Origin of the sequence: Pluralibacter sp., assembly GCF_019237635.1 — a bacterium.
Taxonomy (GTDB): domain Bacteria; phylum Pseudomonadota; class Gammaproteobacteria; order Enterobacterales; family Enterobacteriaceae; genus Enterobacter_B.
The window spans coordinates 89,155-102,549 of sequence record NZ_JAFAGS010000081.1 but is presented as its reverse complement, the minus strand read 5'-3'; the positions used below and the strand labels follow the sequence as shown (position 1 = coordinate 102,549).

The window sequence follows — 13,395 nt, the reverse complement described above, 5'->3', positions numbered from 1 at the left end:
ATATTATTGATTAGTGATTACTTATGACATTAACACAAATCAGCGTCCTGCTCGCCGTGGTCGATGCGGGCGGTTTTACACAAGCAGGCAAGCGGCGCTTTATGAGCCAGTCGGCCGTCAGCCAGGCCATTGCCACTCTGGAAGCGGAGTTAGGCGTTCCCCTTCTCCAGCGGGAACGCCGTAAAGAGGCCTGCCTGACACCTGCCGGGGAGCGAATTGCGGCCCGAATGCGCGCCATACTTCATGAGGTTAACGCCGTGAAAGAACTGGCCGAGCAGGAAAAACGCCAGCCGGTGCGCCAGTTGCGGGTCGGGAGCTTCCCCAGCGTCTGCGCCAGCATCCTGCCCTATGTGGTTCGCTATTTCGAAACCCATCATCCCCAGGTCAAAATTATTCCACACGAAGCCAACAGCGCGGAAATCATCGAAGACTTACGCTCGCAACAGCTGGATGCCGGTTTTGTGCATTTCCCGGTACCGGAGATGTACTCCTTCCCGGTTTATAAAGATAAGTTCACCGTTGTGGTCCCCGAGGAACATCCTTTTTCACAACGTGCGTCTGTTCAATTAGAGGATTTATTTGATGAGGCGTTAATTATCAGCAAAGGACGCTATGAGCTGAGCATTATGTCGTTATTTGAGGAGCAGAATATTACTCCGATAATAAAATATGAGTTCAACCATCCTGCAACCGCAATGAGCTTTATCCATCAGGGGCTGGGAATCGCGCTGCTGCCCGAATTAACCCTTAAAACGCTGGCCCAGCCGCTGCACTCCGTCGCCCTGGAGCCCGCGTTTTATCGACATATTTCGCTTATCGCCAGCGAGCCCCCGGTCGAAGGCAGCCCGCTGGCGCTGCTTGAAGAATGTCTGCGCCAACTGACCCAGACCGTGTTGCGCTAATCAGACAAACGATTAGCGGTGTTCACCCTCTTTTTGCAGAAATTGCACCGCTTTGTCCGGGAAGTCGGTAAACAGCCCGTCGACGCCAGCCTGGTTATACAGCACCTCGTAGAGCTGATCCACATTGCTGGCGTACTCCGGCAGCTTATCAGCGCGCACAGTATACGGATGCACCTGCATCTTGCTGGCGTGCGCTTCCTTAACCATGTTCGTCAGCGTGATGTGACCCGGCGTCGAGCCTTCAGCGATCAGCATATGGTAGTCCGGCCCCACGCCGTCGGCGTACTGGGCAATCTGCTTCATCGCGCCCGGTTTAAACATCCAGTCGTAGCTGTAGTTCACCCATGTTCCGTCAGGGCGTTTCTCCTGGGTTTCGTTCCAGTCGGTGTAAGCAATCAACTGCACCAGATTGAGGTTCATACCCATCTTCGGCTCAAGTTCATTTTTGATGCGCTTAAGCTCATTGACGTCAAAGCACTGCAAATAGACGTTATCCGTTTTGCCGGTGTAGCCGTATTTTTTCAGCACTTCCAGCGTCTTAGCGGCAATGTCTTTGCCTTCCTGATGGTGGAACCACGGCGCTTTAATCTCAGGATAGATACCGATATTTTTCCCTGTCGAGTGGTTCAGCCCCTGGACAAACTCAATCTCCTCTTCAAAGGTATGAATACGGAAATCGGATTTGCCCATCGGGAAGCGTCCGGGGAAGGTCTGCACCTTTTTGCCGTTTTCAATCTCAAAGCCCTCGGTAAACTTCAGCGAACGGATTTCGTCAAGCGTGAAGTCGATGGCGTAGAAACGCCCGTCCTTACGGGCACGGTTGGGAAAACGTTCGGCAACGTCGGTGACGCGGTCAAGATAGTGATCGTGCAGGACGACCAGTTGGTCATCCTTCGTCATCACCAGATCCTGCTCCAGATAGTCCGCGCCCTGGGCATAGGCCATGGCCTTCGCCGGTAGCGTATGCTCCGGCAGATAGCCGCTGGCACCGCGGTGCGCAATGACGATTTTATCGGTCGCCAGCGCCTGGCTTGCCAGGGCGCCTGCCAGCAGCAGGCCGGTGGCGATACGGGTCAATGTGCTCTTCATTTCTGCTCTCCTTCCTGACGTTTTGCCAGCACTTGTGCGTGGTGGCGTTTTTCGCCAAACATCACGACCACCAGCAGCAGTACCGCCAGAATGCTGCCGCCAATCATCACCATAAAGCCGCCGTCCCAGCCGAAGAAGTCGACGGTGTAGCCAACAATGGCGCTGGCTGCGACGGAACCGCCGAGGTAGCCGAACAGTCCGGTAAACCCGGCGGCAGTCCCTGCCGCTTTCTTCGGCGCCAGCTCAAGCGCATGCAGGCCAATCAGCATCACCGGTCCGTAGATAAGGAAGCCGATCACAATCATACAAATCATGTCGACCGTCGGGTTGCCCGGCGGGTTGAGCCAGTAAACGATGGTGGCGATGGTCACCAGGGTCATAAAGAAGACCCCGGTCGCGCCGCGGTTGCCCTTAAACACGCGGTCCGACATCCAGCCGCAAATCAGCGTGCCCGGAATACCGGCATACTCGTACAGAAAATAGGCCCAGGAGGATTTATCCAGCGCGAAGTGCTTCACCTCTTTAAGGTAGGTCGGTGACCAGTCGAGAATGCCGTAGCGCAGCAGATAAACGAAGACGTTCGCCACGGCGATGTACCACAACAGCTTGTTGGGCAGCACGTACTGCATGAAGATCTGTTTTGCCGTCAGCTCTTCTTCATGCTTCGCGTTGTAATCATCCGGGTAGTCGTTTTTGTACTCTTCAATCGGCGGCAGACCGCAAGATTGCGGGGTGTCGCGCATCAGCGCGAAAGCGAAAATCGCCACCACAATAGCGCCAAACGCTGGCATATACAGCGCCGCATGCCAGTCATTAAACCAGGCCATCCCGAGCAGGAACAGCAGCGGCGGGATACCGCCGCCGACGTTATGCGCGCAGTTCCACACCGACACGATGCCGCCACGTTCCTTCTGTGACCACCAGTGAACCATGGTACGTCCGCACGGCGGCCACCCCATCCCCTGGAACCAGCCGCAGAGGAACAGCAGCACAAACATCACCATGATGCTCGATGTCGCCCACGGAACGAACCCCATAAACAGCATCACTGCCGCCGCCATAATCAGGCCCGCTGGCAGGAAAATGCGCGGATTCGAGCGGTCAGATACCGAGCCCATGATGAATTTCGAAAAGCCGTAGGCGATAGAAATCCCGGATAGCGCGAAGCCTAAATCACCGCGGGAAAAACCCTGTTCAACGAGGTAAGGCATTGCTAGCGCAAAGTTTTTACGTACCAGATAGTAGGCCGCATAGCCAAAAAAGATCCCGAGGAAAATTTGCCAGCGCAAACGCTTATAGAGGGGGTCTATCTCTGCGTCCGGCAACCGCGTTTTATGGGGTGCAGGTTTAAAAATACTCAACATATTCAGCCTCCGTGGCCACAGGTATCAACAGTCGTCGCAACGACAACATTCACAAAACTTATGAGTTCTCATATTTAGGGCGGGATGGTAGGGAAATGGTTGTTCTCATACTGTGAAACATCGCACAGAATGTTACAGATTTATGACAAAGTGTTCCATAGTGCGCACGAAATCACGTTTCATTTTCCATTTATGCGCGAATATGCTCGAAATCAAACAATCCATGCGATTTATATGGCTAAATGGAAGAAAACGAAAATAGAGGGAATGTCATGACCTTCAGCCAGAAACAGGAAAGCGATGTCATTATTATCGGCGGCGGCGCAACAGGCGCGGGCATCGCCCGTGATTGCGCGCTGCGGGGGCTCAACGTCATTCTTGTTGAACGTGATGATATTGCCACCGGCGCGACCGGGCGCAACCACGGCCTGCTGCACAGCGGCGCGCGGTATGCCGTGACCGATGGCGAATCCGCCCGGGAATGCATCTCGGAAAACCAGATCCTCAAGCGCATCGCCCGCCACTGTATCGAACCCACCGACGGTCTTTTTATCACCCTGCCGGAAGACTGCATGACCTGGCAAAGCCAGTTCATTGACGCCTGCCGGAACGCGGGCATCAGCGCGGAACCGCTAACGGCGCAGGAGGCGCTGCGTCTTGAACCGTCCGTCAACCCAACGCTGCTTGGCGCAGTCAGGGTGCCGGACGGTACCGTTGACCCGTTTCGCCTGACGGCCGCCAACATGCTGGATGCCCGCGAACATGGCGCCACGATCCTCACCGGCTGCGAAGTCACCGGCCTTATCCGTCAGAATGACCGTATCATCGGCGTGACGGTTTTCGACAGCACGCACGGCGAATCGAAAGACCTCTATGCCCAGGTGGTGGTGAATGCGGGCGGTATCTGGGGCCAGCGCATCGCGGAATATGCCGATCTGCGCATCCGCATGTTCCCGGCAAAAGGATCGCTGCTGATTTTCGATCACCGCATCAACCGGCACGTTATCAACCGCTGCCGCAAACCGGCAGATGCCGACATTCTGGTGCCCGGCGACACCATCTCCCTCATCGGCACCACCTCTACTCATATTGATTATCGTGATATCGATGATAACCGGGTAACAGCGGCGGAAGTTGACACCCTGCTGCGCGAAGGAGAGAAGCTGTCGCCCATCATGGCGCAGACCCGAATTTTACGCGCCTACTGCGGCGTTCGCCCGCTGGTCGCCAGCGATGATGACCCCAGCGGGCGCAACGTCAGCCGTGGAATTGTGCTGCTTGATCACGCCGAACGCGACGGTCTGGAAGGCTTTATTACGATTACCGGCGGCAAGCTGATGACCTACCGCCTGATGGCGGAGTGGGCCACCGATGCGGTCTGCCGCAAACTTAACCATACCGCGGTCTGCTCGACAGCCGAGACGCCACTGCCGGGCTCACGGGAGCCAGCGGAAAAAACGCTGCATAAGGTTATCTCGTTACCGGCACCGCTGCGGGGGTCCGCAGTCTATCGCCACGGCGACAGAACACCCGCCTGGCTTGGCGATACCCGTCTGCACCGCAGTCTGGTTTGCGAATGTGAAGCCGTCACGGCAGGCGAGGTGCAGTATGCTGTAGAAAACCTGGCGGTGAAGAACCTGCTCGACCTGCGGCGCAGAACCCGCGTTGGTATGGGCACCTGCCAGGGGGAACTGTGCGCCTGTCGCGCCGCGGCCCTGCTCAACCGCTACCAGGTCACCACGCCAGCGCAGTCTCTGAATCAACTCTCGGAATTTCTTAACGAACGCTGGAAAGGCGTCCAGCCGATCGCGTGGGGAGATGCGCTGCGCGAAAGCGAATTTACCCGCTGGGTATGGCAGGGGTTATGCGGATTAGAAAAGGAGTATCCTCATGAACTTTGATACGGTCATCATCGGCGGCGGGCTTGCGGGCCTGATGTGCGGGCTGGCGTTACAACAACACGGACAGCGCTGCGCGATAATCAGCCGCGGGCAGAGCGCGCTGCACTTCTCTTCCGGCTCGCTGGACCTGCTAAGCCATCTGCCCGACGGCCGCCAGGTGAGCGATGTTATCCAGGGTCTGGCTGAGCTGCCCCGGCAGGCGCCGCTGCACCCTTATTCCCGGCTTGGGGCGGAACAGGTGCTGCGCTATGCCCGCGATGCGGAACAGCTGCTACGCCAGTGCGGCGCCGACATGAAAGGGGTCGTGGAGGCGCCGCATTCACGTCTGACGCCGCTGGGAACGCAGCGTCTGGCCTGGCTAAGCCCGCAGGAAGTGCCGATCGCCGAGCAACTGGCGCCACGCGTGGGCGTTATCGGCATCAGTGGATTCCCGGATTTTCAGCCTCATCTGGCGGCCGCCTCGCTCAACCAGAACGGCTGCGACGCACAAGCGGAAGATCTGGCCCTCCCGCAGCTCGACGTTCTGCGCGATAACCCGTCCGAATTTCGCGCCGTCACCATCGCCCGTTTCCTGGATGATGAGGCTCAGTGGCCCGCCCTGCTCGCCGCGCTTCGCCCTGTCGCTGAACGCTACGATATGCTGTTGCTTCCCGCCTGCTTCGGCCTGCAAAGCGACAGGCTCTGGCACTGGCTGAACGCGCAGCTCCCCTGCCCGCTCTTTTTGCTGCCGACCCTGCCGCCTTCGGTGCCGGGAATGCGTCTGCATAATCAGCTGCAACGGCAGTTTGTGAAAATGGGCGGCGCCTGGTTTGCGGGCGACGAGGTCGTGCAGGTCGACGAGGAGGAGGGCCATATCCGCGCCATCCGCACCCGCAACCACGGGGATATTCCGCTGCGCACGCGCTTTGCGGTGCTGGCCAGCGGCAGCTTCTTCAGCAACGGACTGGTTGCCAGCCGCGACGGTATTCAGGAGCCGGTGCTCGGCCTTGATGTGATGCAGTCCACCTCGCGCGACACCTGGTACAAGACCGACTTTTTCTCCCCTCAGCCCTGGCAACAGTTTGGGGTCATCACCGACGACACGCTGCGCGCCCAGAGGAAGGGGCAACGCTTCGATAACCTGTTCGCCATCGGCGCGGTACTCGGCGGCTATGACCCAATAACACAGGGATGCGGCGGCGGCGTCAGTGTCGTCACCGCCCTGCACGCTGCCCGTCAGATAGCCGAATGCGCAGGAGACCAGTGATGAGCGATACCCGTTTTGAAAGCTGCATCAAATGTACCGTATGCACCACCGCCTGCCCGGTGAGCCGGGTTAACCCGCGCTACCCCGGCCCCAAGCAAGCTGGTCCCGACGGCGAGCGTCTGCGTCTGAAAGACGGCGCGCTGTACGACGAGGCGCTGAAATACTGCATCAACTGCAAGCGCTGCGAGGTTGCCTGCCCGTCTGATGTGAAGATTGGCGATATCATCCAGCGCGCGCGAGCAAACTACAGTACCGCGACGCCCACCCTGCGCGACGCCATCCTCAGCCACACCGACCTGATGGGCACGTTGTCCACCCCCTTCGCGCCGGTAATCAACGCCACAACGGCGCTGAAGCCGGTGCGCCAGCTGCTGGATTTTGCGTTGAAAATCGACCACCGCCGCACGCTGCCGAAATACGGTTTTGGGACTTTCCGCCGCTGGTATCGCAGCGTGGCTGCGCAGCAGGCGCAGTTCCCGCAGCAGGTGGCGTTTTTCCACGGCTGCTATGTGAATTACAATAATCCGCAGTTGGGTAAAGACCTGATTCGCGTACTGAACGCAATGGGTATCGGCGTACAGTTGCTGGAAAAAGAGAAATGCTGCGGCGTACCGCTGATCGCCAACGGTTTTATCGACAAAGCCCGTAAGCAGGCGCAGAGCAACACCGCCGCGATCCGCACCGCTGTGGAGGAGAAAAAACTGCCGGTGATTGCCACATCGTCAACCTGCACCTTTACGTTGCGCGATGAATATCCGCATCTACTGGATGTCGATAACACCGGGCTGCGCGAAAATATTGAGCTTGTCACCCGCTGGTTATGGCGGCAGCTCGACGCCGGGCAAACGCTGCCGCTGCGCCGGATGCCGATGAAGGTGGTGTATCACACCCCCTGCCATATGGAAAAAATGGGCTGGGCGATTTACACGCTGGAGTTGCTGCGCAAAATCCCCGAGCTGGAGGTTATCGTACTGGATTCGCAGTGCTGCGGAATCGCAGGCACCTACGGCTTTAAATCCGAAAACTACCCCACCTCTCAGGCCATCGGCGCGCCGCTGTTCCGCCAGATTGAAGAAAGTGGCGCCGATATGGTGATTACCGACTGCGAAACCTGCAAGTGGCAGATTGAGATGTCCACAAGCCTTCGCTGTGAACATCCCATTACCCTGCTCTCCCGGGCGTTAGTCGAAGCGTAAGCTGTCGACGACGTTAATCCAGCCATGCTCGCTGGCGACCGGTTTACCGGCCAGCCAGCGGCGCAGAATATTCAGCGCCATCATTGCACAGACTTCCTGACGAACCTGGAGACTGTGGCGGGTGGCGTTGAACTTCACCCGCAGGGCGTAGGTGCCTTGCGGGGTGGACAACGCGACGTTCAGATGTTCGTCCTCAAGCCCGCTGACCGCCAGCGCCAGCCCGGCGAAATGCTTACCCCGCCGCTCGGCGGTCCAGTGGGCCGTCTGCGCCAGCGTCTCCTCCTGGGAAGGCACCACTTCGCTTGCCAGCAGCGGTGCGCCCGCCCGCGACAGCTGCAACGCAATCAGCCCGGCGGTAAACTGCTCGCTGAGCGTCAGGCCGAGCTTTCTCTCCTTGAGTGCGACCGCCAACTGCGCCGGTAATCCCTGAGTCCCCTCAAAAATCAGGCTTTCGCCCGCTACGCGCTGCACGTCCGGCCACAGGGTGCGCATCGCCTCGCCCTCAGACGCAGGACCGGTCAGCTTCAGCTCAATAATCGGCATTGAGGAGCGGTAGCCCATGGTCACGCCCGGCGGTAACGTCAGGTGATCCAGGCTCTGCGCCAGATCGCTTTCCGAACGTCCAAACGTGGTCAACCGCAGGCACAGCGGCGGCTCCGGCAGGGTAAAGCGCGCGCGCAGGCGCGGCAGAATCTGCTGCTCCACCATCACTTTGAACTCGGACGGCACGCCGGGGGTGAAAAATATCAGGCAGCGGTTGAGCTGTACGGCGAACCCGCAGGCGGTGCCCACCGGGTTATCGATAAACTCCGCGCTGGCGGGAATTTCGGCCTGTTTGCGATTGCTCGGCGCCATCACCCGTCCGCGTTCACTGAAGAAGCGCTCCATTTGCGCGAGCCACGGCTCATGCAGCACCAGCGCTTCCCCTTTCGCGGTCGCTGCCGCCAGCGCGCTGAGATCGTCGCTGGTTGGCCCCAGCCCGCCGTTAACGATAAGCACGTCGGCATGCTGGCTGCGCTCACGCAGAACAGCCACTAAATCATCAAGATTATCGCCGACGGTGTTGCGCCGGGATAACGGCAATCCCTGATTAAAAAAGAAATCGGCAAGCCACGCGGCATTGGTATCAATAATTTGCCCGTGCAGAACTTCATCGCCAGTGGACAGCATCTCCACGTTTATCATCGTTTTCTCCAGCCTAAGAGGACGATGTACTATAACGCATGTGGCGGGGTAAGAATAAGCTGGCGCGACAGGACGTCGCGCCGGGGGACTCAGAAGCTGGCGGAAACGCCGACGTACGGGCCGTCTGCGATTGTGTTATCACGGTTGCCATCTTTACCTGCCAGGTTCAGGTAACGATAACCGGCTTCGATGCTAATCGGGCGCATAATGGTCCAGCTACCGCCAGCATTCGCTTCTTCATAGCTCTCGATGCCGCTGGAGAGCGAATCCGGAGAGTAGTAGTACTCGCCGAACAGACGGAAGCTGTCGCCGATTTTCCACTGCAAACCGCCGCCCACCGCCGCCGCATAACCGCTGTCGCCGTTTTTCGGATCGGTGTAAACACCTTTACCGCCGACGGTGGCAATGAACGGACCCAGCGGGATGTTAAGGCCAAGACCCAGACCGGCGACATCGCCATCGTTGTCGCTGTGCGTCCAGTTACCGCTGAGCGCAAGACCCGTGCTCTCCGTGCCAAAACCGACACCCAGGTTGGTGTAATGCTCACCCGCCTGACCGCTGACGCTTATCGCGTTTGCCGCAGCCGATACCAACATCAGCCCGGACAAACCTATCAATACACTTTTTTTCATTTTTTAACGTTCCAGCAAACACAAATTAATAAAAGACCCAAAACGGCGAAATTGTACTGCCGTCTCTCGCGGAATCAATGCTCAATTGCGACATTCAGATACAGGATTGTAACCAGTTGCTACGCGGCAACGCCATGATTCATTGAATATTTACAGTCATGGATGTGGGTAATTGTTGTAATTTATCGGTTATATATTGCTGATATAAATAAATACCTGAATTTTACACAACCAGAAACCGGACGCTGACCCGTAAGCCGCCCAGATTCTGGCTGCGCGTCAGCTGCGGGTGGGTACGGTGCAGACGCGCAATATCATTGACCAGCGCGAGACCAATACCCGCGCCTGCGACATTGCCCGCATTGTCCAGCCGCTGGAAAGGCTGCAACGCCTGGCTCGTCAACGCCTCATCGATTCCCGGCCCACTGTCCTCCACCTCCAGCAACACAGCATCCCTCTCTCGCCGCAGGCTGACCGTCACCGTACCGTGGGACGGCGTATATTTCAGCGCGTTATCGAGCAAATTGGCGCACAGTTCGCTCAGCAGCAGGGCATCACCCGCCACCCACACGCTCGCCTGCTCCCCTTCATAACCCAGGTCAATATGTTTGCTTCTGGCCTGCGTCAGACGGGAGAAACAGCTCTGCTGGACGACATCGAGCAGGTCCACCGGCGTGAACTGGCGCTCCCCTTGCTCCTTACGCTTTACCGCAGAGAGCTGCAGCAAACGTTCAGTCAACTGGATAGTGTTATCGAGGGTGTGACTCATTGCCTCCAGACTCTCCCGCCATGCCTGCGGTTGAGCGCTGGTCAGCGCCACCGACGCCTGCGTTTTGAGGATCGCCAGCGGTGTTTTCAGCTGGTGCGAAGCATCGGCGCTAAAGCGCTCCTGACGCGAAATCAACTGCCGAAGACGGTCGATATAGCGGTTAAATGCCACAATCAGCAGCCGTGTTTCCGACCACGGCAGCAGTTCGGGGAGGGGCGTCAGCACGCCCGGCTCGCGGCGCACCATGATGCCGGAAAGCTGTCGCATCGGCCGCAGCACCCGTCGCAGAAGCCATGCCGCCAGCACGAGGGTAAACAGCACCAGAAAGCCCTGGGTAAACACCGACGACAGCAACAGCTGGCGCGCCAGGTAGCGTCGCGACTGCAGGGTTTCCGCGACATAAATTTCGGCCATGCCGCTAATACCGCCTTCGTTGATTGGCTGCAGCAGGCGCGCCACGCGGATGGCTTCGCCGCGAAACTGGGTATGGTAAAACCAGGCCAGCGCCGGATAGAGTTTGGTTGGTGAGGTGGAAGGCGGCATGGCGGGCAAATCATCATAACCGGAGATAACAGCGCCGGTCGGGTCGACCACTTTGTAGTACAGGCGATCGTTCATGTTGAGTTCAAAGCTGTCCAGCACCACCCACGGCACGTTGACCTCAAGCCTGCCTTCACGGACTTCAAAGCGTTCGGAAATCGTTCTGGCTGATGAGAGCAGCGTGCGATCGTAAGCCTGGGTCGCCGCCTGTAGCGCGCTGACATAACTGCTAAAGGATGACAATCCCCACAGCAGCATCAGCGGCAGCCCGAGGTAGAGCAGCAGTTGAGCGAACAACGACTGCGGTTTACGCCATTTCATCACTGCGTTCCAGCACGTAGCCTAGCCCACGCAGCGTGGTGATGCGTACGTTGCTGTCCTGTAGCTTTTTGCGTAAACGGTGGATATAAAGCTCGATACTTTCCGGACTCACGTCATCGTTGAGACTGAATACCTGTTCAAACAGCTGCTGGCGAGACACCGGGCGCAAACGCCGGTACATCAGCACCGTCAGGAGCGCATGCTCGCGCGGCGTAAGCGCCAGGTTTTTCCCCTGCAGTAAGAAATAGCCTTCATCGTGAAAGGCTAAGTCGCCCAGTTGTTGTGTCTCCTGCACCTGCCCTTCGGCGCGACGCAACAGCGCGCGAAGCCTGGCGTCGAGCTCTTCGAGTTCGAACGGTTTGGGTAAATAGTCATCAGCGCCCGCGTTCAGGCCGACCACCCGGTCGGCCACGGCGCTGCGGGCGGTCAACAACAGGACGGGCAGCGTCTGCCCGCGCCTGCGCAGGCGCTGCACCACTTCCAGGCCGTCGAGCCCCGGCATGCCGATATCCAGTACCGCCAGCGCATATTTTTCGCTTTGCAGCAGGTGATCCGCCGCTCGCCCGTCGCTGACGGCATCTACGGCAAAACCGCCCTGCACAAGGGCTTTTTCCAGCCAGTGAGCCAGCTCACGGTTATCTTCCGCTAATAAGAGACGCATATCACATCCTGTAAAGTTTCTGCCGCAGTGAAAGGGAATTGAAAGGTTATTGTTTTAACAATCACGCAACTGAACCGCTACATGGCGCTTCACAGAATCACAAAAAAACCGTTGAACCTGATAAACAACGTCATCGTGGCGTGAGGACTGATAATGAAAAAACCGCTCCTGCAAACATTCATCGCTAGCGCATTACTGATAAGCAACGTCTCCGCCTTCGCCACAGAGGCGCCGGGCCGTACCGAATGTATCGCCCCCGCAAAACCCGGCGGTGGTTTTGATCTCACCTGTAAGCTGATTCAGGTCAGCCTACAGGAAACCGGCGCTATCGAGAAACCGATGCGCGTGACCTATATGCCCGGCGGCGTAGGCGCGGTTGCTTATAACGCCATCGTCGCTCAGCGTCCGGCGGAAGCAGGCACCGTTGTGGCTTTCTCCGGCGGCTCGCTGCTGAACCTGTCGCAGGGTAAATTTGGCCGTTATGGCGTTGATGACGTGCGCTGGCTGGCAAGCGTGGGCACCGACTACGGCATGATTGCGGTACGCGCGGACTCGCCGTGGAAATCGCTGAAGGACCTGCTGACCGCCATGGAAAAAGATCCGAACAGCGTGGTGATTGGCGCAGGCGCCTCTATCGGCAGCCAGGACTGGATGAAAGCGGCCAAACTGGCGCAGCAGGCAAACGTCGATCCGCACAAGATGCGCTATGTCGCTTTCGAGGGCGGCGGAGAGCCGGTCACGGCGCTGATGGGTAATCACGTACAGGCGGTATCCGGCGACCTCAGCGAAATGGTGCCCTACCTACAGGGTGACAAAATCCGCGTCCTGGCGGTGTTTGCCGAAAACCGCCTGCCGGGCCAGTTAGCCAACGTGCCGACCGCCAAAGAACAGGGCTACGACCTGGTATGGCCGATTATTCGCGGCTTCTACGTCGGCCCGAAAGTCAGCGACGACGAGTACAACTGGTGGGTGGAGACTTTCCAGAAGCTCCAGCAGACCGACGAGTTCAAGAAACAGCGCGAGCTTCGCGGTCTGTTTGAATTCAACATGAACGGTAAGGCCCTTGATGAATACGTCAAGAAGCAGGTAACCGACTATCGCGAGCAGGCCAAAAGCTTCGGTCTGGCGAAGTGATTCCGGAGACCAACATGAGCGATCGCATTTTTGCCGGAATCTGGCTGTTGCTGTGCATTGGCGGCCTGATGGTCGCCTGGCAAATTCACAGCGAATACAGCTATGAACCCGTCGGCCCCCGCCCGTTTCCGGTGGGGATCCTGGGTCTGATGCTGTTTTGTTCCGTGGCGCTGCTGCTGCGTAAACCCGATGTGGTGCAGTGGCCGCATCGCCGCGTGCTGCAGCGTTTGCTGGTGATGGTTATCGTGCTGTTGATGTACGCCTGGGGATTCGAGTGGCTCGGCTTCCCGCTAGCGACCGCCATCCTCACCGCCATCATCGGCACGCTGTTTGGCGCCACGATCCCCGCCGCCGGTATGTCCGGCGCGGCCATGGGCATTTTGCTGTGGTACGCCTTCGATCGCCTGCTTGACGTCACCCTGCCTCTCGGCGCATGGCTGAACTAACGGAGATTC

Annotated in this window: 12 protein-coding genes; 6 read left to right on the top strand and 6 right to left on the bottom strand. The window is 58.3% G+C overall.

Annotated features, from left to right (window positions below; genetic code table 11):
- The first annotated feature begins 23 nt into the window (after window positions 1–23).
- Window positions 24–902 (top strand): LysR family transcriptional regulator, encoded by an 879-nt coding sequence (locus JO226_RS10090; RefSeq protein WP_293554094.1) that lies wholly within the window; start codon window positions 24–26, stop codon window positions 900–902.
- Between the two features lie 12 nt (window positions 903–914).
- Here JO226_RS10090 and glpQ read toward each other — a convergent pair whose 3' ends face one another.
- Both glpQ and glpT read right to left on the bottom strand, forming a co-directional pair.
- Entirely contained in the window at window positions 915–1,991 is a 1,077-nt protein-coding gene (glpQ, locus tag JO226_RS10085) for a glycerophosphodiester phosphodiesterase (protein WP_293554092.1), read from the bottom strand.
- Window positions 1,988–3,355, bottom strand: a complete 1,368-nt coding sequence (gene glpT / locus JO226_RS10080; RefSeq protein ID WP_293554091.1) for a glycerol-3-phosphate transporter — start codon at window positions 3,353–3,355, stop codon at window positions 1,988–1,990. The genes glpQ and glpT overlap by 4 nt, the downstream gene beginning before the upstream one ends.
- Window positions 3,356–3,627: 272 nt before the next feature.
- On the opposite strand from glpT, the gene glpA reads away from it, so the two are divergent.
- The 3 genes from glpA to glpC are packed head-to-tail and all read left to right on the top strand — an operon-like array spanning window position 3,628 to window position 7,698.
- A complete protein-coding gene (gene glpA, locus JO226_RS10075) occupies window positions 3,628–5,256 on the top strand; it encodes an anaerobic glycerol-3-phosphate dehydrogenase subunit A (protein WP_293554089.1) in 1,629 nt (542 codons plus the stop codon).
- Entirely contained in the window at window positions 5,246–6,502 is a 1,257-nt protein-coding gene (gene glpB, locus JO226_RS10070; protein WP_293554087.1) for a glycerol-3-phosphate dehydrogenase subunit GlpB, read from the top strand. Before glpA ends, glpB begins: the two co-directional genes overlap by 11 nt.
- Window positions 6,502–7,698, top strand: coding sequence for an anaerobic glycerol-3-phosphate dehydrogenase subunit GlpC (gene glpC, locus JO226_RS10065; RefSeq protein ID WP_293554086.1), 1,197 nt, complete (start codon window positions 6,502–6,504; stop codon window positions 7,696–7,698). Before glpB ends, glpC begins: the two co-directional genes overlap by 1 nt.
- On the opposite strand, the gene JO226_RS10060 is transcribed toward glpC, so the two are convergent.
- The 4 genes from JO226_RS10060 to tctD form a co-directional block, all read right to left on the bottom strand.
- Window positions 7,684–8,883 (bottom strand): nicotinamide mononucleotide deamidase-related protein YfaY, encoded by a 1,200-nt coding sequence (locus JO226_RS10060; protein ID WP_293554084.1) that lies wholly within the window; start codon window positions 8,881–8,883, stop codon window positions 7,684–7,686. The genes glpC and JO226_RS10060 overlap by 15 nt on opposite strands.
- Before the next feature lie 89 nt (window positions 8,884–8,972).
- Window positions 8,973–9,515: a YfaZ family outer membrane protein gene (locus JO226_RS10055; RefSeq protein ID WP_293554082.1), complete on the bottom strand. Its 543-nt coding sequence runs from the start codon at window positions 9,513–9,515 to the stop codon at window positions 8,973–8,975.
- Window positions 9,516–9,738: 223 nt separating this feature from the next.
- On the bottom strand, window positions 9,739–11,145 hold the full coding sequence (locus tag JO226_RS10050) for a sensor histidine kinase (RefSeq protein WP_293554080.1): 1,407 nt from the start codon (window positions 11,143–11,145) through the stop codon (window positions 9,739–9,741).
- Complete coding sequence (gene tctD / locus JO226_RS10045) at window positions 11,132–11,806, bottom strand: transcriptional regulator TctD (protein ID WP_293554078.1); 675 nt, start codon at window positions 11,804–11,806, stop codon at window positions 11,132–11,134. The genes JO226_RS10050 and tctD overlap by 14 nt, the downstream gene beginning before the upstream one ends.
- Window positions 11,807–11,959: 153 nt before the next feature.
- Here tctD and JO226_RS10040 point away from each other — a divergent pair, with 153 nt between their 5' ends.
- Window positions 11,960–12,940 carry a tripartite tricarboxylate transporter substrate binding protein gene (locus JO226_RS10040; RefSeq protein ID WP_293554076.1) on the top strand — a complete coding sequence of 327 codons (981 nt, stop codon included), beginning with the start codon at window positions 11,960–11,962 and terminating at the stop codon, window positions 12,938–12,940.
- 14 nt (window positions 12,941–12,954) lie between these two features.
- A complete protein-coding gene (locus JO226_RS10035) occupies window positions 12,955–13,386 on the top strand; it encodes a tripartite tricarboxylate transporter TctB family protein (RefSeq protein WP_293554074.1) in 432 nt (143 codons plus the stop codon).
- The last annotated feature ends 9 nt before the right edge of the window (window positions 13,387–13,395 follow it).

Coding starts and splice junctions, on each gene's coding strand:
- JO226_RS10055 (WP_293554082.1), bottom strand. CDS start 9,515: ATGAAAAAAAGTGTATTGATAGGTTTGTCCGGGCTGATGTTGGTATCG.
- JO226_RS10040 (WP_293554076.1), top strand. CDS start 11,960: ATGAAAAAACCGCTCCTGCAAACATTCATCGCTAGCGCATTACTGATA.
- glpA (WP_293554089.1), top strand. CDS start 3,628: ATGACCTTCAGCCAGAAACAGGAAAGCGATGTCATTATTATCGGCGGC.
- JO226_RS10035 (WP_293554074.1), top strand. CDS start 12,955: ATGAGCGATCGCATTTTTGCCGGAATCTGGCTGTTGCTGTGCATTGGC.
- tctD (WP_293554078.1), bottom strand. CDS start 11,806: ATGCGTCTCTTATTAGCGGAAGATAACCGTGAGCTGGCTCACTGGCTG.
- glpB (WP_293554087.1), top strand. CDS start 5,246: ATGAACTTTGATACGGTCATCATCGGCGGCGGGCTTGCGGGCCTGATG.
- glpQ (WP_293554092.1), bottom strand. CDS start 1,991: ATGAAGAGCACATTGACCCGTATCGCCACCGGCCTGCTGCTGGCAGGC.
- JO226_RS10060 (WP_293554084.1), bottom strand. CDS start 8,883: ATGATAAACGTGGAGATGCTGTCCACTGGCGATGAAGTTCTGCACGGG.
- glpC (WP_293554086.1), top strand. CDS start 6,502: ATGAGCGATACCCGTTTTGAAAGCTGCATCAAATGTACCGTATGCACC.
- JO226_RS10050 (WP_293554080.1), bottom strand. CDS start 11,145: ATGAAATGGCGTAAACCGCAGTCGTTGTTCGCTCAACTGCTGCTCTAC.
- JO226_RS10090 (WP_293554094.1), top strand. CDS start 24: ATGACATTAACACAAATCAGCGTCCTGCTCGCCGTGGTCGATGCGGGC.
- glpT (WP_293554091.1), bottom strand. CDS start 3,355: ATGTTGAGTATTTTTAAACCTGCACCCCATAAAACGCGGTTGCCGGAC.